Below are 22,617 nucleotides of genomic sequence, written 5' to 3' on the forward strand. Positions count from 1 at the left end.
CACCGAATGAAAAGAAGATCTCTACTCAGTTGTCTTGCGGCAGCTCTTTTCTCATTGTCCGCTTTTGCGGGGGGTGAACACGACCAAGATGCCTATCGCATCGGATATCAGTACGACAATCAACTCCCGAGTTTAGCTGTTCAGCAAGCTTTGACCAACGGTCCGGTTTGGCAGAACTTCATTTCCGATCAACCGAACTGGATGGCTCGATTTGACGAGCGCACAGGGCTTCCTCACCGAGCTTTTGGTACTCCATTTTCTTTAGGAGTAGCTTCAGAGGCGACAGCTAAGTCTTTCTTGACCACCTCTTTTGGAGATTGGCAAATTCCGATGAACGAATTGGAATTTTTGACCAAAACAGAAACGGCCGACTACGAGCACCTCATTTTGCAGCAGCGCCATCAAGGTTTGCTGATCAAGAATGCTCGTGCCGATTTCAAATTCACGAAAGATGGACGACTGGTTCTTTTTGGTCTTGACGTACACCCAAGCATTACTCTTCCTGGAGGAAGCGAACTTTCTCAGGGAGCTCTTGAGGGCTTTGCTACGGCTGGTCTTCCGAACGTGACGGATGTGGACTTTGAAGACTATTTCATTTATCCTTTCCCTGGTGATGGGGTTTACGAATACCACAAGATTGCAGAATTTACGGTCTATTCCCAACAAGACATCCCGGCCATCTACACCACCTACGTGGACGTGAACGACGGAACAGTACTCTACCGCGAGAATAAGGTGCATACGATGACCAATGACACCACGCACGTGCATGGAGATGTTCGCACCGGACGTGTATGGGAGCCACAGACAAAGGAGCCCTTTGGTAATGTTGAAGTGGATATAGATGGAACGACCATTCAAGCGGATGCATTTGGAGACTTTGTTGCAACGCTCAACAACCCATCTAACGTAATCATTAAGCTCCGTGGAGAGTGGGTATCCGTTCGTATAGATCCGACTATTCTACCTGTTGCAAGTGCAACCCTGAGTGTAACACCTACTTCGGACACCCTTGATATTTCAGACCTCTTCACTGTTGAGGCACGTTCTGCTTATTACCACACGGAGTTGGTCCACAACCACATGAAAAGGTTCTTCCCGAATTTTACGGGTTTAGATTTACCCCTGCCGTGTAATATTGAAATCACACCGCATCAGTGTAATGCGTTCTACGATGGCTCTTCCATCAACTTCTACACGGCCGCAACGAGCTGCTATTCACTAGCACAAGTGAAGGATGTAGTTTACCACGAATACGGGCACGGAATTAATGGCCGATTTTATTCGTCCAACGGTGTTTCCTTTTCTAATGGAGGAATGAATGAGGGGTATGCGGACATATGGGGAATTTCCATAACACAGGACAGCATCTTAGCTCAAGGGATTAATCCAAACGATACCAGTAGCTCTATTCGACGTTACGATCAGGGTTTGAAGGTTTATCCCGACGACTGGAGTGGTCAAGTGCACAATGATGGAGAGATCATTGCGGGTTCGTTCTGGGACAGCTTCCGATACACGGGCTTGGACATGGACTCCATCACGTATATCTGGTCTCAAGGATGGTTCGGTTTGCCCATGCAGCCACACACGTTGAGCGGAACAGGGCAGTTGTACTACGACGTTCTTCTGGAAACTCTAGCGGCTGATGACGTAGTTGCGAATGGAGGAGATAACGACATCACCAACGGAACGCCAAATGGATTGGGAATTACCCGCGGATTCAACGATCACGGAATAACCTTAATGGGTATCATTGATCTCACACACGCTCCAGTAGCCAGTGCAGCCATCAATCAATCCATCACGCTTTCTGCTGCGGTGAACGTGCAATTCAACCAGTATTTCGGTGGGGTTACCGCTCATTACCAAATCGATCGAAACGGTGCGTGGAATACGGTTCCAATGACCAATACCTCAGGGATTAACTACGAGGGGCAGATTCCTGCACAACCTTCGGGTACCATCATTGATTACTACGTGACCTTGGATGACGTCAACGGCCTTTCCGCCATTGAGACACCATCAAAGGCGAGTAATTCAGACCCTGAACAACGTAACTTGTCCTATAATATCCTGGTGGGCTACAACCAAATGCACATAGAGGACTTTGACTTCAATCAAGGTAACTGGACGGAAGGTCTGGCTTCAGACGGTGCTACAACGGGTATGTGGACTATTGATGTGCCCGATCCAACCTATGCGGGAAATGATCCATCGGCCGGAGAAGTGCAGCCAGGATCTCAAAATACCCCTGGAGGCTTTATTTGTGCAGTGACTGGAAACAGCGGAGGTGGAATTTTCACCCAAGATGATGTTGATGGGGGAGAGACGACGTTGATTTCTCCCGAACTTGATTTGACGGGATATACAGATCCTCTGATTTCCTACTACCGTTGGTTCTCCAACAATACGGGAAGCAACCCGGGAACGGATCCTTGGATTGTGTACATGTCTAATGATGGAGGCGCCACTTGGACGGAAATTGAGAATACACGTGCTTGGGATCAAAGTTGGAGACGTGCGGTACACCGCGTTTCTGATTTCATGACGCCAACAGGCACCGTAAGTATTCGTTTCGTGGCTTCAGACTTTGATCCAGGAGCGGTAGTTGAAGCGGCTATCGACGATTTAGAGGTATGGGAATCATCCAGCATTGGTTTGGAAGAATCAGAGGTGAGTGCCTTGAGCATTTACCCGAACCCAGTGGCCCAAGAATTGACCTTGGATTTTGACTTGCACAACAATCAAGAATTGACGGCTCAAGTTGTGGACATCACCGGCCGTGTACTTATTCAAGAAGAGCTCGGGGCCTATGATTCTGGGAATCACAAGGTTCGCTTGAACGTGCAGGGATTGGCTCGCGGTACGTACCAATTGGTACTCAGCGCCAGCGGCACGGTTCAAACCAAGACGTTTGTCAAGCAATAATTAAAAGAATACGGAGTGCTTCCCGCGAAGCACGCCAATCGCTTTTCCAGAGAACTCCCTGCCCAACAGCGGGGAGTTTTTTGATTTAGAAGCCACCTCACTTTCGGTGAAGTTCCATTTGGCCTTAGGGTCGAAGAGGGTGTAGTTCACCTCAGCATCGACGTCGATGGTCGGCGCATCCAGGCCAAGAACCTGTCTCGGTTGAATTCCTAGAAGGCGGACGCAGTCTTCGTCCGAGAATTCACGGCGAAGAAGTGAATAGGCGGTTTGTAAGCCAATCATTCCAAAGCTCGCGAGGTCAAATTCACATTTTTTAGTCTCAATGTCTTGAGGCTTGTGATTCGTGGTTACGGCATCTATGGTGCCGTCTTTCAATCCGGCAATCAAGGCTTTGCGATCGACCTCCTCCCGCAGTGGAGGTAGAATTTTCCAGCGCGTATCATAATCGCGCAGCTCACCATCTGTAAAGGCGATATGAGCGACGGATACGTCGGCGGTCACATTTAAGCCCTTGGCTTTTGCGCGTCGAATCAATTCAACGCTCTTGGCCGTTGAAATCGTGCGTATGTGAAGACGTCCTCCGGTGTATTCCGCAAGGTCGAGGTCTCTCTGAACTATAATCTCTTCCGCCATTTTGGGCATACCTTTCAAGCCCAGGTAGGTGCTTTCCGGCCCTTCATTCATGACCCCCTTTCCACAGATGTTTGGTTCGTGTGGAAAACTCATGACTAGCCCGTTAAAATCGCGGGTATAGAGCAGACCCAGTTTGATGAGGTTCGGATTCGTCACGGCGCGATAATCGTCGCTGAACGCAACCGCTCCGCTTTGGTGCATGTCGAAGAGTTCGGCCATTTGCTCCCCAGCGGCGTGAACCGTCAAAGAACCCTTAGGTAAGAGTTCAACGACCGTATCCCCTGAACGGCGTGTGAAGTATTCGACTCCCGCTTTGTTGTCGACCACAGGCGAAGTCAAAGGACTCAAGCAAACTCCAGTAAACCCGCCGCGTGCCGCCGCTTCAGCTCCGGTACTCAGGTCTTCTCGCCATTCTGTGCCCGGTTCGGCAAAGTCCGCTTGAAGATCCAGCCATCCAGGGGAAAGGCATTTCCCAGCACCGTCAATTTCTTTGAATCCGCTTGAAAGAGAAAGCTTGCCTCCAATGGCGCTAACGCGACCATTTTTTAATTCCACGTCCACGGTTTTTCCGTTCCAGGGCGATTGCGGGTCGATGACCTGCACAGAGCGTAGCAGTAATTTCATCACTTCCAGAATTTAAGGAGCAGTACTTCTATCAGTACGAACAACAAAGTTAAGAGAATACACAGTTTCCAAAACGACCTTCCCAGGCTATCTTTTTGCAGCATACCCGCTAGTTGAGAACGTTCACCGACATACTGTTGGCGGGCATTTTCGGGCCAGTCTAGCGTTGCATTTTCCAATTCTTCGCTGGTCCAAACCGCTGGATCACTCTCGCGACGGTCATAGTTGAAGGCCAAGTAGGCATAGGTGCTGTCTTTTCTTTTGAGCTGGTACCATCCTGCGTCCTCCACGGATTCAGCCGTTTCCAGCAAAAGTGCTCCACGCTGGATCCGTTGTGCCGGAATTGCGCTCAGTGCCTCACCTTCAAGCCGGAAAGGATCATCCCCACTCTCGGAGGCATCCGCTACACCTTTGAGCTCAACCAATTCTTCTCGCCCCAGCGAATAGTAAGGCGCCGGTTCTGGAACACTCAAATAGGCCAAATTGTACAGCGTTGGCGGGAAGAGCGCGTGTCTCGGGAAATTCCCAGAGGCGTTCTGCAAGTCCGTTACAAAGACGAACAACTGTCCATTCTCTTTCGGCAAACGGTACAAATAGGGAAGCCCGTTCTCCATTTCCATCAGGATTTGCGCCTGCGGCGCGATAACCGCTGGGCGGTACTCAAAAACCTGAGGGAAATCCATACGCTCGGGCTGAGCCTCAAATACATCCGCAAAGAGTGGATGACGATATTCGATCTTATTGAGTTTGACGGAATCCTTCATTGCGCCCCCTAATCCTAATTCACCCAACAACTCCAATCCCGAGCTATTCGGTCCTGCGAACAAAGCAACCGTACCTCCCGCTTCCATAAAGCGGTTGAGTTCTCCGGCGAGACCTGTTGAAAGATTCTTAGGGTTGTTCAGGACCACGAGATCGTACCGTCCCAAGCGCGCGTAGTCCACGGCCTGCACCGATACTCGGTCATATTGAAACTCCGATCGCTGAAAGAGCAGGGTCAGTGGGCTGGCTGAATAAACATCTTCATGCAATTCCAAGACGGACACCTGCTCCCGAACTTCGTATTGAAAGAAGAACCGATCGTCGAAGGTGATCGGGTAATCTTCTAATTGAACCTCTCCTCGATAAAAACCAGGACCTCCATTGAGGTAGCTCAGTACAACTTCTTTGCGCTCTCCAGGCTCAATACTAAAGGTGCTGAGCGCCTTTTGCTGTCCATTGAGCAAGAGGCGTAGAGGGATGTCCGTTCGAGCTTCTGCGCCTGAAAACCGTACCCAAACGCGCAATACTTCGTTTTGGTCGGGTTGACGCAAGGGCCGGTCGAATGAAACACTGTCGATGTATAGATTTTGCTCTATCTCAGGTTCAAAGCGGACCCAGCGAACTGAAAATGCGGAATCGGGTTGCCAAGAGGAGAATTCGTTTCCGTTCCGTTGAAAATCGCTGAACCAAATAGGTTCAAATACCCCGTCGCGATCCATCTCAGATCGCAAATCAGCTTGACGGCGGTACACTTGCTCTAGAGGGCGAACCTGTGGACTCAACTCAATTTGCTCCAACTCATTGACGGCTGCTTCCTGGGTAATCCAGCGCTGATGACGCCCTTCAAAATCATTGGTCAAGATTTGGAAGCGATCGGTGCTTCCATAGCTTTCCACGACTTCTACGGCCCGCTGTTTCGCCACGTCGAGTAATCGGCCTTCAGAGCTCTGTCCGTCCATGCTGAACGAATTGTCCATGTATAGCGAGACAAAGCTTTGTGTTCCGCTGCTTTGGGCCTCATCGGCCCGATAGGGCCCGGCAAAAGCAAAGACTAAAAAGGCTACAGCTAAAAGACGACTCAGTAAGACCAAGTAGTGTTTGAGCTGGGATTGTCGCTTGGTCTGTTCTTGAAGTTCACGTAGAAAGCGAACGTTCGTGAAGTACACGGTCTTGAACCGACGAAAATTGAAGAGGTGGATGAGCACAGGGATGGCCAGTGCGAAGAGGGCATAGAGAAATTCGGGATGTGCAAATTTCATTGGGGGCAAATGTATGAAAAGCGATTCGCTTTAGAAGCCTTCAAATACGCCTAAGCCAAAGAGGGCAAAGTCATATTTCACAGGATCCACAGGATCGAGGCGACGAAGCGATTGGTCCAGTTCTTGAACGGCCTTCCAGTCGTTTTGTTTTCTGCGAAGTAGACCAAGTTTTCGCGCCACGTTTCCGCTGTGCACGTCCAGAGGACAAGAGAGCTGGGACGGAGAAATACTGGTCCACAGCCCAAAGTCCACACCCTTAGCACCATCGCGAACCATCCACCTCAAAAACATATTGAGTCTTTTTGCGGCGGATCCTTTGAAGGGATCACTGACGTGTTTTCGAGTTCGAGGGGGAGGTTGATGCGCAAAAAACGACTCGTGAAAGGAATGAATGCCTCCGGACAAGTCAGAACTTTGCGGCCGAGCAAAATAGGGTTCTAGACTGCCTTTGGCCGAGTACAACTCCTTGAGTGCGCGAAGGAAATAGTGAAGGTCTTCCGGTTGAAAGGTTCGGTGGCACCAGTCGGAAAATCGATCGAGGTGCTCTTCCTTATGGTTCATGACAAAATCATAGGGGCTTGAACCCATCAAATCCATGAGTTTTCGAGCGTTGTTGATGATGGTTACGCGCTGTCCCCAGGCAATCGTAGCGCTGAGGAACGCAGCAACTTCTACATCCTCCCGTAGGGAGAAGCTATGCGGTATTTGAATGGGGTCATCACTCAGGAAGGAGGGATGTTCGTAAGCGGCGACTTTTTCGTCGAGAAAGGCCTTGAGTTCTGCTTTTTTCATCGGGGCACATCTCGATCGATGCGACCATCTTTCATGTGCAAGGAACGATCAGCCATCAGGGCCAACTCGGTGTTGTGCGTAACGATCACAAAGGTTTGCCCCAATTCATCGCGCAATCGGAAGAAAAGCTCGTGCAGCTCTGTAGCGGTTTGGCTATCGAGGTTTCCCGAAGGCTCATCTGCGAAAACTATGCCCGGACGATTCATGAGCGCTCGAGCGACGGCGACTCGTTGCTGTTCCCCACCACTTAGCTCACTGGGCTTGTGATCACGACGATCTGATAGACCTAGGAATCCAAGCAATTCAAGAGCTCTTTTTTCCGCTTCGGACTTGCTTTGTCGCTGAATAAAAGCAGGCATGCAGATGTTTTCCAAAGCCGTGAATTCCGGCAGCAGGTGGTGGAATTGGAAGATGAATCCAATATGCTGATTTCGGAAATCGCTCAGTTTCTTGGGATTCAACTGATCAATGCGCTGGTCGTTGATGAAAATTCGACCGCTGTCCGGTCTATCAAGGGTGCCTAGGATCTGGAGCAAGGTAGTTTTACCCGCGCCACTGGCGCCCACAATACTCACAACTTCGCCCTGCTTTACTTCAAGGCTAACATCGTTAAGCACGCGTAGGTCCTCGTAGGACTTGTGGATGTTTTCCGCTCGGATCATTTTTTACGACTCTGGACCAAGGTATTGTAATCCAGCCAATAGATGATGCGCAAGCTAATGTTATTTTGTTGGGGGCGCTGAAACAGATTCTGAAGGTTGTCCCCAAAACTCAAATCGGGCTGGTCGTTGGACGCCAGGATGGCCTGACGATAGAGGAAGGTCATTTGACTGCCCGGTGCAAACCACCAAGAAAAAGTCAAGTCGATGTTCCAGGCATTGAAGTTCACATCGTAATCACCGTCGTATACATCGAGCCAAACCAATGAGCCATCGTCTTGAAGAACCCCGTAATCATTGTATTCCGCTGTGGACCAGTAGTGTCGGAAAATCAAGTTGATACTGGTGTTTTCGTCAAAAACGTAATCCGCAGTCAACTGATTAATCATGGTTGTTCGGTCGCGCTTACCCATAATAATGTCTCCGTTATCCTCTTGATTGACCCAACCAACATCGTTGAAGTTCCAAAAGTGTTGAAAGCGATAAACGAAGCTCAAATGGTTGTTGACGCGAACACGAGGGGAGACCGTCATTCCGTAGTCATCCGCCCCAAATCCTTGGTACCAAGCTCTCTCAACCCGTAAATCTAAGGCAAAGGGTTTCCGATAATCACTGGAGTACCACAGTTGGCTATAGGTCTTAACGGGTCGAACCAAATAGCGACCAGAAACTCGTGGTTCGAAATAGTCGTGAACCTCGTACAAATCGGTATTCAAGTTTCCTCCAATGGTCAAGAAGTTTTTGAAGGTCAACCGCGCATTAGAGCCAACACCGACATATCTATACGATAGTGGATTTTGCAGCCAGCCATTGAAAGCAAATAGTTCTGCATATAGGTTGTTGTACCAGTCTGTAGGTTGAAACGTGAGGTATTCTACTCCACCAAAATGATTGAGTTCATTATTGTTGGTTAAGAAGCCCATATCATTGATGTCGTACTTATCCGTTAGCATCTCATGGCCAAAGAACCATCGCCAGTTTCCTTTTCCGCGCGCCAAAAAGAGATTGGTCGCATAGCCAATGGAAGCGGAATCTTCGTAGAATAACTGGCTCGATCGTACGTCACCTTCAATAATTAAGGCGCTATTCTTCGTTTGGTGCCGAACCATTAGTCCCGTGACATTCGCATTGTGATACTCTTTCCCTTGGCGAAGCACGTTGGTGTTGATCAAAGTGACGTAGTTGTTGTCGCCATAGAGCTGATCCAGGACCAGCATGTTGTAGTTCGAGGTAGGATTGGTGAGGACGTCCCGCTGATTTCCCAAACTGTCCTCAAGGGTCGCGTAGGTATTGATGGTCACTCCATTAAAAACTCCTATTCCGAGATTCTGGGCGTTCCGTCCCGAAACTTTCGTAGCGTTGATGACCCGTTCCTGCGCTGGGTTACTAATGACCGTTTCTCCAGTTGAATCGGCGATTTCAAAGGGACTGCTGAAATCGTAGGGCACGCCGCCAACGCGTCGACTGTAGAATAAATCTCCCTTACTAAAGAGTTCGGTTCCTTCTGTAAAGAACTGCCTGTTTTCTTGGAAGCGCACTTCAAAAGGGCTCAAGTTCAAGACTTGGTTGTCAAAGCGAGCTTGACCAAAATCAGGCACCAAGGTCATGTCCAAAGTGAAGGAGTTGTTGATCCCGTACTTCAGGTCAAGCCCTGCATTAAAGTCTGTACTGGACTGTCCATCGTAGTTGTTCAGGTATCCAGAAACGTAGGGCATGAAGCTCAATCTTACTGGAGGTTTAATGCTCTTTATCCCCTCAATACGTCCATTCTGCTGCTCGTAAGTACCAAAACTCTTGTCGATAAAGTTCCAGGTAAAAAGCTGTCGTGTACGTCGGACATAACGCCCCATGTTCAAACCCCACAAAACATCTGCCTCTGGAATCCTCAAGGCGTAGTAGGGAATGCGCAATTCAGCGCTCCATCCGTAATCGGTGATTTGAACGGCACTTTCCCAAACCGCGTTCCAGGCCATGTCATCACCGTAAATAGTGGTTCTACTATCGGTCTGCACTCCAGCGGCGGAAAGAAAGAAGTTGATGTCGTTCTGACCGTCAGAATAGGGGTTCAGCCAAACGGCAACCCAATCCGTATTCTTTCCTTGGCTATCCCTTGGCCCGAGTTCACGGAGAACACTGTCCGGATCAACATCGTAGTTCTTAAATGAGAAGTACAATGCATTGTCGTCATATAGAATACGGACTTCAGTACGCATGTTCTCCGGAGCAGGTGCTCCATTATCCGGCTCTAGTTCTGTAAAGCCCGTAGCAATGGGTGCCTCGTACCAGATGAGATCTGAGATGTCGCCATCGATTTTTGGAGGAGCGTCGATACGAACGGCCTGTATCTTCTTCTGTTCACCGGTCTGCGCCCAGATCAGCCAAGGGAGAAATAGGGTAATGAGTAGTGTTAAGCGCTTCATTCAGCAAGCTTTTGACGAGTCGTTGACAAAGGAGCTCGACGAGGCAAAGGTAAGGACAATGGACATACAAAAACGTTAACGGAAGCATAACACAATAAAGGGTAAAACGTTTTTTCGAAAATTGAACACAGTGCCGTACTTTTGCGCTGCACTACAAACAAAAAATCCCAGATGAACTTACACGAATATCAAGGTAAAGAGATCCTCGCTTCTTACGGAGTTAACATCCAACGCGGTATCGTCGCATCAAGTGCTGATGAAGCGGTAGAGGCAGCAAAACAGTTGAGCGAACAAACCGGAACCTCTTGGTGGGTAGTAAAAGCTCAAGTTCATGCTGGTGGACGAGGTAAAGGTGGTGGTGTAAAATTGGCCAAAAGCCTTGATGAAGTTCGCGAGCACGCGTCCAACATCATTGGCATGCACTTGGTCACACCACAGACTTCAGCAGAGGGAAAATTGGTCAATCAAGTATTGATTGCTGAGGATGTGTACTATCCGGGAGAGTCAGAGACTTCTGAGATTTACATGTCTATTTTGCTGAACCGTGAAACAGGACGCAACATGGTGGTCTATTCTTCTGAAGGAGGAATGGATATTGAGCAAGTTGCTGAAGAGACTCCGGATCGTATTTATAAAGAAGAAATTGACCCTGCTCTAGGCCTTCTGCCTTTCCAAGCACGTCGTATTGCTTTCAACTTGGGTCTTGAAGGTGATGCGTTTAAAAACATGGTTCGATTTGCCATGTCTCTTTGGAAAGCTTACTCAGGTTCTGATTCAAGCTTGTTTGAAATCAACCCTGTGTTGAAGACTTCGGACAATAAAATTTTGGCCGTAGATGCCAAAGTAACCTTAGATGGCAACTCACTTTTCCGCCACAAAGACTTGGCGGAATTGCGCGACAAGCGAGAAGAAGATCCTACTGAAGTTGAAGCTGGAGAGTTTGGATTGAACTTCGTCAAATTGGATGGAAATGTCGGATGTATGGTAAACGGTGCTGGTTTGGCGATGGCGACTATGGACATCATCAAGCAGGCCGGAGGGAACCCAGCAAACTTCTTGGATGTTGGAGGTACAGCAGATGCTAAGCGTGTAGAAAACGCCTTCCGTATCATTCTTAAAGACGACAACGTAGAGGCAATTTTGGTGAACATCTTCGGTGGAATCGTTCGCTGTGACCGCGTAGCTCAAGGGATTGTGGATGCATATCGCAACATGGATGACATCAATGTTCCGATCATTGTCCGCTTGCAAGGAACCAATGCCGAAGAGGCCAAGGAGATCATTGATAACAGCGGATTGGAAGTAGAATCGGCTATTCTCTTGCAGGAAGCGGCCGATAAAGTGAAAGAAGTTTTGGCCTGAAACAATAGTGCAAAACCTTGCAACGAGATTTCAAGGTATACATCAAATAAGGTTGCATTTTTGAAGTGTCATCATGAGGATGATGACGGACATAGCGCAACCTGAAAGGGTAAGAAAGGGCTTCAGCAATGGAGCCCTTTTTTATATCTTCGGATGATGAAATTCAGCGCGATGAAAAATCTCCTTGTCACCTTATTCTTTCTCTCGGCGCTTGGATCTGCTGCACAGACTGATCCTCAAGGCCCGAACTTAATTACCCTGCCCGTAACTAATATTACGTCTACCACCGCCACTTCTGGTGGCGATATCCTCAGTGATGGCGGAAACTTCATCTTCACACGAGGAATCGTTTGGGATTTGCTGCCAGACCCGGATGTAGATACCAATATTGGTATGTTGCCGAGCGGTCAGGGAATTGGTCAATACGACATTACCATGACCGGACTCGATCCGAATACACAATACTATGTAAGGGCTTTTGCTCAAGACTTGGCTGCCGTTTGGTATGGCGGAAATGTCAGCTTTCAAACGGCCACCGCGTCAATTGGAGAGCACAACGACATTTGGATGGCCGTTGGACCGAATCCGACAAGCGGTAATGTGACCTTGCGTTGGGAAGCTCAAGACCGGATGGAACGCGTCACACTATTTGATTTATATGGCCGAGTGGTTCGCGAAGCTGATGTGCGTGGATTGACTGAGTTAAAATGGGACCTGACGTCCTTGGCCGCGGGAAATTATGTCATTTACTGGGGTAATGAGCAAGTTCAAGGAGTCTCTCGTTTGATAAAAGAGTAATCGATGAAAAAAATCTTAGTTGCAAATAGGGGAGAAATCGCTTTGCGCGTTATGCGAACAGCGAAGGATATGGGAATATCTACAGTAGCTGTTTATAGTGAAGCGGACCGCAATGCACCTCATGTGCGCTACGCCGATGAAGCTGTTTGTGTCGGACCACCTCCTTCCAATCAGAGTTATCTGATGATGGATCGCATTATTGAAGTTTGCAAGAACCTTAACGTTGACGGCATTCACCCGGGTTATGGATTCCTCTCTGAGAATGCAGGATTTGCTCGGGCTGTAACAGACGCGGGAATTACCCTTATTGGACCGTCTCCAGAAGCCATGGAGGTCATGGGAGATAAGCTCTCGGCCAAAGCTGCGGTCAAGGATCACGATGTACCGATGGTTCCAGGAACGGACGAGGCTATCACCGATATTGAGGCCGCAAAGCACATTGCCGAGGGAATCGGGTTCCCGATTCTGATTAAAGCCTCTGCAGGTGGTGGTGGTAAAGGAATGCGCATCGTTGAGAAAAGCGAGGAATTTGTCGAGCAAATGGAGTTGGCCGTGTCTGAAGCGACCAGCGCTTTTGGTAATGGTGCGGTTTTTATAGAGAAATACGTTGCCGGACCTCGTCACATCGAGATTCAGATTATGGCAGATACCCACGGCAACGTCGTTTATTTCCATGAGCGTGAATGCTCCATTCAGCGTCGTCACCAGAAGGTAGTAGAAGAAGCGCCTTCTGCTATTTTGACTCCTGAGATGCGCCAACGAATGGGAGAAGCCGCTTGTGATGTCGCAAGAGCATGTAATTATGTAGGAGCTGGAACTGTTGAATTCCTGGTAGACGAGGATCGCAACTTCTACTTCCTCGAAATGAATACCCGTCTTCAGGTTGAGCATCCTGTGACGGAAATGATCACGGGCGTTGACCTGGTTCGCGAGCAGATCCGCGTGGCAAGGGGAGAGGAGCTGGGATACAGCCAAGCGGATGTTCCCTTGGTAGGTCATGCTATGGAAGTCCGGGTCTATGCGGAGAATCCGCAGAATAACTTCTTACCGGACATCGGGAAACTCAAGACCTATAAACGTCCGTCTGGCCCCGGAATCCGCGTAGATGATGGGTTCGAAGAAGGAATGGATGTACCCATCTACTACGACCCGATGATCTCCAAGCTGATTACCTATGGAAAGGATCGTCAGGAATCCATTGACCGCATGAAGCGGGCCATTGCTGATTATGAGATTTCCGGAGTGGAGACCACGTTGAAGTTTGGAGACTTTGTGATGAACCACGAAGCTTTTGTGAGTGGTGATTTCGATACTCATTTTGTCAAGAAGTACTTTGAGCCAGAGATGCTGGATCAAAAAGCAGAAGATGAGGAAGCCTTGGCTGCCATCGTGGCTGCTGCCTTAGTTCGCCACCAGAGCCAAGCCGTTCAAACCACGAAAAGCGAATCGACCCCAGCTGGCGGCTCTGCTTGGAAGCGGAATAGACTCAATTAACCGCTTGAGCGGGGCGTTATTAAGAAGTGAGAGCCCTATTCATCATATCATTGTCGCTGCTGGGCAGCGCGAGCGTCTTCGGGCAAACCGACAGCAATAAAACGGCCCCGCCTGAAGGTTATGCGCGTATTGAGGAGATTTTATTGCCTGAGATAACGGTTACGGCATTACCTGATTTAAGCAAGTATGATGACCGTCGGGATTACTATATTCTTCGACGTAAGGTGTTGAAAGTTTGGCCTTTTGCCAAAGAAGCAGCGGAGCAGTACCATTCCGTAACCACGGCTTTAGAGGGTGAGGAGCGCAAGCGGAAACGAAAGAAGTACGCGAAAGAAGTCCAGCGCTATATGTCCGAGAACTTTAAGGATACGCTCAAGACACTCACGCGGTCTGAAGGAGTTATCCTGGTCAAGCTCGTGAACCGGGAGACGGGACGAACCACTCATGAAATCATCAAGGAGTATAGAGGAGGGATGAGTGCGGCTGTATGGCAGGGCATGGCCAAGCTCTATGACAACAACCTCAAACAAGAATACGACCCCGTCAACACTCGAGATGATATTTGGATCGAGAATATCTTAAACAGGGCTTTTGAAGCTGGAATTATCGAAAGGCCCCAATACCCGGGAGTCGAAGATCCCCTCTAGGAGCGCGGATGGTGCTTGAGCGCCGTTGAGAGGTAGAACTGATCTAGGTGCGTGTAAATTTCCGTTGTGGTAATACTCTCGTGTCCGAGCATTTCTTGAACGCTGCGCAAATCCGCTCCACCTTCGATCATGTGCGTCGCAAAGCTATGTCGAAAGGTATGAGGGGATACGTTTTTTCGAATTCCAGCAGCTTCCGTCATTTCCTTGACCAGCTTGAAGATCATTACTCGCGACAGTTTTGTTCCTCGGTTATTGAGGAAAATTATGTTTTCCTGTCCTTTTTTCGGCTTCTGGTGGACGCGAACCTCTTCGACATAGATTCGAATGTACTTATAAGTGATATCGGCCAGGGGAACCAGTCGCTGCTTGTTTCCCTTTCCAATGACCTTGAGATACCCTTGCTTCGGATACAAGTCATTCAAGCGTAAATTGATCAATTCCGTAACCCGCAACCCACATCCGTAAAGGGTTTCCAGTATTGCTCTGTTTCTTTCTCCCTGACGGGACGATAAGTCCACAGCCTCAATAATAGCGTCAATTTCCTCGACGCTCAAGGTGTCGGGAAGTTTGGGAGCGACCTTCGGTGCCTCGAGCAGCTCTGCCGGGTTTATTTCGATGAGGTCTTCTACGATCAAGTAGCCATAAAATGATCGAATACTGGAGATCAATCGCGCCTGACTGCGCGGCGATCGCCCACTTTTCGAGTACTCAGCGATGAAGTCCCGGAGATCTTGGAGAGTGATTTTGAGCGGTGAACGATCTGGGTGAAAGTCGGCGAGTTGTCGGACATCGCGCCGATAGGCGCTCACCGAAAGCGGGCTTAGTCCTTTTTCCAGCTTTAGATACGCCTCAAATTCCGTCAATGCACTTGTCCACTTCATGCCTTATCTTCGCAAGGCTATGAAGATACGAATCATCAACGGACCCAATCTCAATCTACTCGGCACAAGAGACCCGGAAATCTACGGCGGTCGAAGCTTTGAAGATTATTTGAGTGAATTGAACGAGCGCTATCCACACGTGAGCTTCAGCTCCTTTCAGTCCAATCATGAAGGGGAACTGGTTGATGATATTCAAGCCTGTATGGGCGATCAAGATGCGATCATCATCAATGCAGGCGGCTATACGCATACCTCGGTGGCTATTGGAGACGCGCTTAGCGCAGTGGACGTTGCAGCCGTTGAAGTTCATATTTCCCACGTGTATGACCGCGAGACCTTTCGACATGAGAGCCGCTTAAGTCACGGAGTAATCGGTGTAATTACGGGATTTGGATTGGATAGCTACCGCCTTGCTGTAGAAGCACTATTGGAGCGTCAACGATAAAATCTGCTCTCCTTCAAAGAAGAGAATTTACGGTGTCCGCCGAGGAAGTAGGCGAAGGCAATACTCCCTCTGTATGCGTTGTAGTATTTAATGCGCTGATAGCGTACCTCGTTCCGAAGGCGGCGCTGCGTCAGTTTGCGCAGATTTCGATAGAAATCGATGTGGGCCCGAACAACAGCAGGGAAGTGCTGGGGCTGACCGCCGAGCAAGAACTTGAATGCCCCGATTCCGTCGAGCACCATACGAATAAAGAGCACCCAGATTAAACGCTCTCTAGGCATGTTCTGAAACACCATGAACAGGTTGTTTCGAAAATTAAAGAAGGTTTTACGAGGGCTTCCGGATTGCAATGTGCCTCCGCCGAGGTGAAACACTTCGGCCTCAGGACAGTACATGATGCGATACCCCAGATTCTTCATTCGCCAGCACATATCGATCTCCTCCATGTGAGCGAATAGGTTTTCGTCTAAACCACGAACCTCCCGGAAGGCATTGGCACGAACAAAAAGACAGGCGCCCGAAGCCCAAAAGATTTCGGTTACTTCATCGTATTGCCCTTCGTCTTTTTCCAAGGTGCTGAACAAGCGACCTCTGCAAAAAGGATATCCAAAGAGATCGATAAATCCTCCTGCTGCTCCGGCGTACTCGAAGTATTCCTTTCTGTTTAAGTCTTTGATTTTGGGTTGACAAGCCGAAATCATATCATCGGATTCCATGAGCTCAATGACGGGCTCAATCCAGTTCGGCGTTACTTCTATGTCGCTGTTTAACAGCACATAGTACTCCGCCTCAATTTGGGCTAAACTTTGGTTGTACCCTTTTGAGTAACCACCGTTTTCGGCATTCTCTATGATTTTCACCTCGGGGTAGTGCTCGCGCAAGTAGTTGACCGAATCGTCCGAACTGGCATTGTCGGCTACGTACACCTCAACACCCTCGGCATTAGAATGCTCTAGAACAGATGGTACAAAGCGCTCCAACAGGGCACGACCATTCCAATTTAAGATGACGACTGCTACTTTACAGGACAAAGGAATACACGCGTTTAGGGCGCGAAGGTACGGATTAAGGCCGTCTTAGCGGTTCGGAATAATGATGTTGTTCTGAAGGCTAGAACCCCAGCGATCAGGTGCTTGAGTGGCATCCATATCACGGTTGGCGACATCCCGTTGTACAATTTCCATTTGCCAGTTCGGATTGTTGAGTTCACCGATGGCATCAGAGTGGATCAGCTCAAAATCATTCGTCGACAAATCGCGATTCATAAAGACGAAAATGACGTTGCGCTGTTGGTTTTGCTCCAGGGTGTAGTACAGCCAAATCTCATACGGATAAGCACCTGGCTCAAACGGGCGGCCGTCGCGATCGTCTGGCGTACCGTATTGGAGGTGAACACGTCCTCGATCTGTGTTGTAGCCTTTTTGAATCCGGGTAGAGTAGGCCTTGTTGGTGAATTTGACCTGCTCGTGGTACATGTCCCAAAGACCTTCTGGGTTGTACTTGTCTTTGTTGGTCCAAAATCCGTAGAAGAATCGCTGCATTTCTGCGACATCGTTTCGTCCAATAACTTCCTTAGCCAGACGTCTTTCCAGTAATCCAGAGATGGGATAGAGGTAATCGATGTACAAGGCCAATGAATCGGCGTTCGTCATTCGGCTCACAAAAGTGTTTTCGACCGCAAGTAACTCACTGTGCTCCAAATCCAATTCGAGTTCAGGGTTGTGGCGGTCAAAGGAGATCACGTTTTTGGCAATGATGTTGTTTTCGATGTCTTTGGCTTCGATGACCAAACGATATTTTCCCGTGGCCAGATTCGCAATATTAAACGACCTCAAAACCGGAGTCGTTTCGGAAGCCTCTGCCTTTTGGTATCCGGCAAACCGAGGGACCATTTGGCCGGTGGCTTGAGACTCCAAGTAATACTGAATCAAATAAGGCTGATCTGCGCCTAGTTTTTTGTCCATGTGGTAGAGCTCTGCATAGAAGTGCATTTCTGACACTTCCCCGGGGTAGTAGTAGCTGTAAAAGGGCAGAAGGGGGATCAGATCGTACCCGCTCTTGGTAATAACACTTGGGGCGGCGGATTTTTCATATCGTTCAACCAGTTGAATGTCACTGAAACGAGCCTGATCATTTTCATAGTCCACTTTCAGTGGGATCGTCGAGCTCAGAGAACTTTCGGGATTGTGTGCATCCGAGACTTCTACGTACATGTTGTAATTCCCGTTGGTCATGGGAATTCGCTGCAGATCCAGAAAATTGTCGATGGTGCCGGTGGTGTCGGCAATGTTCGGACCGGATAGTTTGTAGCGATCCAGGTATACCACAGAGTCCCCTTGTGAGATGGAGATCAGCACATCTACGGCACTCTGGTACTGGCCGTTTTCTCCAATATTCCAATCGAGACTATTTCCGACAAAGGAGAAATAGATTTCAACATATGGAGCCGTTCCACCTGCTGTAAAGGTGGCATAATCCATAAAGACACCGATGTTCTTTCCTGATGTAAAGCTTGCTGAGAATAGCGCTAGCGTAGCAATGCAAAGCCATTTCTTCATAATACGCACTGATTTAACCCGTGAACTAACTAAGATACGAAATTAAGGAAGAATGTCATTTTAGCTTGTGCCAATTGAAAGAGATTATTTAATTTTGCCCCTCCGAAAGGAGAGGTGGCAGAGTGGTCGAATGCACCGGTCTTGAAAACCGGCGTACCGAGAGGTACCGGGGGTTCGAATCCCTCCCTCTCCGCAAAAGGAGAGAAAGCCCGCACAGAAATGTGTGGGCTTTTTCAATTTTAGCCTGTCCTGGGTTGTCTTGAATGAGCCAAGACAGTTATTCCTAAATTCGCTCCATGCTCTTCAATTCCATCGACTTTGCGATCTTTTTGCCGATCGTTTTTGCGGTCTACTGGCTTCTGTCCAAAAGAGACTTACGCATACAGAACGCATGGCTTTTGATTTCGAGCTATGTATTCTACGGATGGTGGGATTGGAGGTTTTTGTCGCTTATTGCTCTGAGCACGCTTGTGGATTATACCGCTGCCTTGCGCCTACGGCGCGATACTGCATCTCCCTCCAAATTCTGGTTGTGGGTCAGTCTTTTGGTCAACCTAGGACTGTTGGGCGTTTTTAAGTACTACGGGTTCTTCTTGGACAATCTGCAAGAGGCGTTCACCTTTTTCGGTCGCGAAGTCACCTTCGAGGGAATCGAATGGGTCTTGCCTGTTGGAATCAGTTTCTACACGTTTCAAACGCTCAGCTATACCTTGGACGTGTACAGGGGTAAGATGGAGCCGAGCCGGGACTTAGTCGCCTTTGCAGCCTATGTCAGTTTTTTTCCTCAGCTCGTGGCTGGTCCCATCGAACGTGCATCTCACTTACTTCCACAGATCCAAAAGACTCGATCCTTTGTCTATACTCAAGCATCGGATGGTGTCAACCAAATCCTATGGGGACTTTTCAAGAAGCTGGTCATCGCAGACCAATCAGCTGTTTACGTCAACTACATTTTTGAACACGCGCATCGCATGAATCCCCTCCAGCTTTTTGCTGGGGCTGTTTTATTTGCTTTTCAGATCTACGGAGATTTTTCCGGGTATTCGGATATAGCCATTGGTACAGCAAGGTTATTCGGCATCGATCTCCGACAAAATTTCGCCTTTCCTTATTTCTCGCGTGACATCGCTGAGTTCTGGAGACGCTGGCACATTTCGCTATCGACTTGGTTTCGCGATTACCTCTATATCCCACTTGGGGGCTCAAGAACCTCCACGGTAAGGGTCATTCGAAACACCTTCATCATTTTTGTGGTAAGCGGCTTTTGGCATGGAGCCAATTGGACCTTTATTTTTTGGGGACTGGCTCATGCCTTACTCTTTATTCCGCTACTTCTTTTTGGACGCAACCGCCGTCACTTGCAGGTGGTTGCCCAAGATCGTCTACTCCCTCGATTATCCGATTTGACCCGTATTCTTTTGACCTTCATCTTGGTCACACTCGCATGGATCTTATTCCGGGCGGATAGCCTTGCCGAGGCGGGTGCCTATTACGGTGGGTTGCTGGATTGGACCAAGGCTAGGGGAGTAGTTGATCCTAAAGACGCTCTTTCGATTTTGGCCTTGAGCGGGATGATGATCTTGATGATCGTTGTGGAATGGCGTGGTCGTCGAGAACTTCACGCCCTTGCTAGTTGGGTTCAGAGGTCTCTTTGGAATCAACAGGTGCTCCGTATTTGCTTAGTCTGGATCATTATTCTATTCATGAATACCGGACAGGAAGACTTCATCTATTTTCAATTCTAGAGGATGAAGAAGTTCTCACGTCAAATAATCGTTCTCTTTGGAATCTTATCCATGAGCTTTGTTGTGGTTAGTTGGTTTGTGCCGCCAACAGAAACAGAAGACAGAGCGAAGAACTGGGAGGAACCTTACAACATCATAACCCTAGGTACTTCGCATGGTGATGACTTCACCTTCGGAAGTATTGCCGGTTCAGGAGCTAACTTCAACTTATCGGCCAATACGCTGTACTACGACCTTCAGCAGTTCAATTACGTCCATGAACAAGGTGCTTTGGCGCCCAAAGCCTGGGTGTTAATCCCTGTTTCCTATTTCGTTTTTGGAACCGACGAGAATCGCACCTTGCTGATGCGTCCGGGCGTTTTTGTCAGTCAATTTTACGCCTACATGGATCCAGATCAGATTCTCGACTACTCTTTCCGACAAGATGTGAGTTTGGTCATCACACGGGTTCAGGACTTCGCTCGAGAGAGTGTCAATCAAATGCTGGGCTACATCGAGGAGGACGTGGATACACTGAATCCCGGGGAATTTGAAGGACTCGTTTATGCAGAGCACGTGGAGCGTGTCGAAGCTGATTTAAAAGCCCGAGTCAAAAGACACCGCAAATTGGGCTCGTACCTTCCGCCACAAAAGAACAAGGCCTATTTGACAAAGCTAGTAGAGGAAGTTAGAAGGCTCGGATACCAGCCAGTTGTGCTCACCCTCCCATATTACTATTCGTACAATGAAGGGATGGGAGAGAAGTGGCTGTCCAAACATTACTGGAAACCTCTGACAGAGGTTGTCGAATCTACCGAGGTTCCTTGGCTAGACTACAGCACAGACACCTCCTACACCCTTCATCCCGAACTGTTCCTAGATCAGGATCACCTGAATGATGCCGGTAGGATTCAATTCACCCAAAAAGTCTACGAGGATCTACTGCTTCGAAACGAAGAGCCGTGATCATTTGCTTGGATAGAGCTCTTCCATCCGGCCGTAGGCCGCAATCATTAACTCCTCCAGCACTTCTAAGTCTACATCTGCCAGTTTATTGATGTACAGACAGCCCCGACCCATTTTGTGCTTGCCCAGCTTTTCCAACAGTTCTGGGAAGGCATCAAGGTTTGGCATGATGTACAGGGAGAGGCTCGATTTCCGCGGTGAAAAACCAATCCGAAGAGAATCACCCTCATGGCCGGAATCGTACTTGTAGTGATACTCGCCGTAGCCCACGATGGTGGGGCCCCACATCCGGGGTTCCAGTCCAGTAACTTTCTTCATTGCTTCGTAGAGGTACAGGCCGTCGGCCTTGCGCGTTGGGTGTTCTACGGCATTCAAGAAATCCTCTACGGATTGTGTGGTTGGTTTTGTCTTGTTCTCAGCCATTATCCTACAAAGTCATGTTTCTTATGAGAGCCATCGCAATAGGGCTTGTTGGTCGAATGTCCACACCGGCATAGAGCAACTGTGCGCGTTTCTGTTTTGGTGTTCCCGGATGCATCGATCAAATCCACGGGCCCATTGACCAAATAAGGGCCGTTGGCCGCAATCGTAACTTGCGCAGATGGAGACGATGAATCGGCTGCCTGCCCGGTCACAGAGTACCCCAGGGCGCCGCTCGGGCACTTGTCAATTTGTGCCATGATTCGGTCCTTTGAGGCGCCATCTACATTGATCCAGGGCTTCTTCTTGGGATTAAATACCTCGATTAATCCTCTCCAGCAGTTTTCGGAGTGGATGCACTTGCCCGGTTCCCAGCTAATGGTTAGGTCTTCTTTTTGATATTCTTTCTTGAGGTTGTTCATATTCGCATTTTGAAGGAGATGGAATGTACAAAGAAATCATTAGTACACTGAACTAATTATCGCCGTATTTGTACTGGTAGTCAAGGCATTCCTAAGTAGCTGAAGCTCTGATTCTAGTAAAGTTTTCTTACCTTGGAATGTCGCGCTATAATTAGGAAAATGAAAACAAGAGAAAAGATCTTGCACAAGACCTTGGAGTTAATCAACGCCAATGGTCCAACTGCATTGAGAATCGAGGATCTCTCGAACGGTCTGAAACTAAGCCCAGGTAACATTACGTATTACTTCCCGCGAAAAGGAGATATCCTCAGTGGCGTTCACGAAGAGTACGTTAAAGAAGCCGTGGCCTTAACCGAAGAATTGTCCTTTGAAGGAGCCAGTCTCCACGACCATTGGGCCTACCATGTTAAAGTCTGTCAGGTGCAATGGAAGTACCGTGGGTCGCTGCTGTTTCAAATGGCACAGATTCATTCAGATCCGGAAGGTCGGGCTCGTGATCGAGCTCAATTGGAGTACTACTACGGCCGTTTTAAGGACATGGTATCGGAGTATAGGAAGTCAGGGCTTCTAAATGGAGTCAAAGCAGCTGAGAGCCTCAGAGCTAGAGATGTGAATTTTTTGGTCATGAGTACCTGGATTATTCAGTACATCCCGTACGCTACGAAAGAGAATTTGGAAGACACGCTGAATTACTACAGTTATCTTGGACTCAAGTCATTGGAGCCTTTCTTGACTGAAAAAGGTGCCAAGCAGTATCAGAGTCTCCAAAGGAAATACGGCAAACGACCCTTTTAACTGCGAACATGACTTCGCGATTGGG

Annotated in this window: 19 protein-coding genes and 1 tRNA gene; 10 read left to right on the forward strand and 10 right to left on the reverse strand. The window is 48.6% G+C overall.

Annotation, left to right across the window (positions count from 1 at the left end):
- Positions 1 to 6: 6 nt before the first annotated feature.
- Positions 7 to 2,931 carry a T9SS type A sorting domain-containing protein gene (locus tag HZ996_08600; protein QTN39195.1) on the forward strand — a complete coding sequence of 975 codons (2,925 nt, stop codon included), beginning with the start codon at positions 7 to 9 and terminating at the stop codon, positions 2,929 to 2,931.
- Here the strand turns inward: HZ996_08600 and HZ996_08605 are convergent, their stop codons facing one another.
- From HZ996_08605 to HZ996_08625, 5 genes are read right to left on the reverse strand one after another with little or no spacing between them, the layout of a single operon-like run.
- Positions 2,932 to 4,188 carry a dihydroorotase gene (locus tag HZ996_08605; protein ID QTN39196.1) on the reverse strand — a complete coding sequence of 419 codons (1,257 nt, stop codon included), beginning with the start codon at positions 4,186 to 4,188 and terminating at the stop codon, positions 2,932 to 2,934.
- Positions 4,188 to 6,209, reverse strand: a complete 2,022-nt coding sequence (locus HZ996_08610) for a BatA domain-containing protein (protein QTN39197.1) — start codon at positions 6,207 to 6,209, stop codon at positions 4,188 to 4,190. The genes HZ996_08605 and HZ996_08610 overlap by 1 nt, the downstream gene beginning before the upstream one ends.
- 30 nt (positions 6,210 to 6,239) lie before the next feature.
- Entirely contained in the window at positions 6,240 to 7,001 is a 762-nt protein-coding gene (locus HZ996_08615; protein ID QTN39198.1) for a TIGR02757 family protein, read from the reverse strand.
- Positions 6,998 to 7,663, reverse strand: a complete 666-nt coding sequence (locus tag HZ996_08620) for an ABC transporter ATP-binding protein (GenBank protein ID QTN39199.1) — start codon at positions 7,661 to 7,663, stop codon at positions 6,998 to 7,000. The genes HZ996_08615 and HZ996_08620 overlap by 4 nt, the downstream gene beginning before the upstream one ends.
- Positions 7,660 to 10,080, reverse strand: coding sequence for a carbohydrate binding family 9 domain-containing protein (locus HZ996_08625; protein ID QTN39200.1), 2,421 nt, complete (start codon positions 10,078 to 10,080; stop codon positions 7,660 to 7,662). Before HZ996_08625 ends, HZ996_08620 begins: the two co-directional genes overlap by 4 nt.
- A gap of 171 nt (positions 10,081 to 10,251) precedes the next feature.
- Between HZ996_08625 and sucC the strand changes: the two genes are divergently transcribed.
- The 4 genes from sucC (at position 10,252) to HZ996_08645 (ending at position 14,381) form a co-directional block, all read left to right on the forward strand.
- Positions 10,252 to 11,442, forward strand: coding sequence for an ADP-forming succinate--CoA ligase subunit beta (gene sucC / locus HZ996_08630; GenBank protein QTN39201.1), 1,191 nt, complete (start codon positions 10,252 to 10,254; stop codon positions 11,440 to 11,442).
- Between the two features lie 171 nt (positions 11,443 to 11,613).
- Positions 11,614 to 12,240, forward strand: coding sequence for a T9SS type A sorting domain-containing protein (locus HZ996_08635; GenBank protein ID QTN39202.1), 627 nt, complete (start codon positions 11,614 to 11,616; stop codon positions 12,238 to 12,240).
- Between the two features lie 3 nt (positions 12,241 to 12,243).
- Positions 12,244 to 13,734, forward strand: a complete 1,491-nt coding sequence (gene accC, locus HZ996_08640) for an acetyl-CoA carboxylase biotin carboxylase subunit (GenBank protein ID QTN39203.1) — start codon at positions 12,244 to 12,246, stop codon at positions 13,732 to 13,734.
- A gap of 26 nt (positions 13,735 to 13,760) precedes the next feature.
- Positions 13,761 to 14,381 (forward strand): DUF4294 domain-containing protein, encoded by a 621-nt coding sequence (locus HZ996_08645; protein QTN39204.1) that lies wholly within the window; start codon positions 13,761 to 13,763, stop codon positions 14,379 to 14,381.
- On the opposite strand, the gene xerD is transcribed toward HZ996_08645, so the two are convergent.
- Positions 14,378 to 15,262, reverse strand: a complete 885-nt coding sequence (gene xerD, locus HZ996_08650) for a site-specific tyrosine recombinase XerD (GenBank protein QTN39205.1) — start codon at positions 15,260 to 15,262, stop codon at positions 14,378 to 14,380. The genes HZ996_08645 and xerD overlap by 4 nt on opposite strands.
- 19 nt (positions 15,263 to 15,281) lie before the next feature.
- Between xerD and HZ996_08655 the strand changes: the two genes are divergently transcribed.
- The gene (locus HZ996_08655) at positions 15,282 to 15,707 is read left to right on the forward strand and encodes a 3-dehydroquinate dehydratase (protein ID QTN39206.1); all 426 of its coding nucleotides are present in this window, start codon (positions 15,282 to 15,284) and stop codon (positions 15,705 to 15,707) included.
- On the opposite strand, the gene HZ996_08660 is transcribed toward HZ996_08655, so the two are convergent.
- Both HZ996_08660 and HZ996_08665 read right to left on the reverse strand, forming a co-directional pair.
- Complete coding sequence (locus HZ996_08660) at positions 15,698 to 16,738, reverse strand: glycosyltransferase family 2 protein (GenBank protein ID QTN39207.1); 1,041 nt, start codon at positions 16,736 to 16,738, stop codon at positions 15,698 to 15,700. The two genes, HZ996_08655 and HZ996_08660, sit on opposite strands and share 10 nt — an antisense overlap.
- 45 nt (positions 16,739 to 16,783) lie before the next feature.
- Positions 16,784 to 18,265, reverse strand: coding sequence for a GWxTD domain-containing protein (locus HZ996_08665; protein QTN39208.1), 1,482 nt, complete (start codon positions 18,263 to 18,265; stop codon positions 16,784 to 16,786).
- A 108-nt stretch (positions 18,266 to 18,373) separates the two neighbouring features.
- On the opposite strand from HZ996_08665, the gene HZ996_08670 reads away from it, so the two are divergent.
- The 3 genes from HZ996_08670 to HZ996_08680 all read left to right on the forward strand — a co-directional run bounded on the left by HZ996_08670 (position 18,374) and on the right by HZ996_08680 (position 20,955).
- Positions 18,374 to 18,458: transfer RNA gene (locus HZ996_08670), tRNA-Ser, on the forward strand.
- 103 nt (positions 18,459 to 18,561) lie between these two features.
- Complete coding sequence (locus HZ996_08675) at positions 18,562 to 20,010, forward strand: MBOAT family protein (GenBank protein ID QTN39209.1); 1,449 nt, start codon at positions 18,562 to 18,564, stop codon at positions 20,008 to 20,010.
- 3 nt (positions 20,011 to 20,013) lie between these two features.
- Positions 20,014 to 20,955, forward strand: coding sequence for a hypothetical protein (locus HZ996_08680; GenBank protein QTN39210.1), 942 nt, complete (start codon positions 20,014 to 20,016; stop codon positions 20,953 to 20,955).
- Here HZ996_08680 and HZ996_08685 read toward each other — a convergent pair whose 3' ends face one another.
- Together HZ996_08685 and HZ996_08690 are read right to left on the reverse strand one after the other, a co-directional pair.
- On the reverse strand, positions 20,956 to 21,378 hold the full coding sequence (locus HZ996_08685; protein QTN39211.1) for a DUF1801 domain-containing protein: 423 nt from the start codon (positions 21,376 to 21,378) through the stop codon (positions 20,956 to 20,958).
- Positions 21,378 to 21,797, reverse strand: a complete 420-nt coding sequence (locus tag HZ996_08690; protein QTN39212.1) for a (4Fe-4S)-binding protein — start codon at positions 21,795 to 21,797, stop codon at positions 21,378 to 21,380. The genes HZ996_08685 and HZ996_08690 overlap by 1 nt, the downstream gene beginning before the upstream one ends.
- A 159-nt stretch (positions 21,798 to 21,956) precedes the next feature.
- On the opposite strand from HZ996_08690, the gene HZ996_08695 reads away from it, so the two are divergent.
- Complete coding sequence (locus HZ996_08695; GenBank protein ID QTN39213.1) at positions 21,957 to 22,592, forward strand: TetR/AcrR family transcriptional regulator; 636 nt, start codon at positions 21,957 to 21,959, stop codon at positions 22,590 to 22,592.
- Positions 22,593 to 22,617: the final 25 nt, after the last annotated feature.

It is taken from the genome of Cryomorphaceae bacterium, from assembly GCA_017798125.1.
In the GTDB taxonomy this organism is placed as follows: domain Bacteria; phylum Bacteroidota; class Bacteroidia; order Flavobacteriales; family ECT2AJA-044; genus ECT2AJA-044.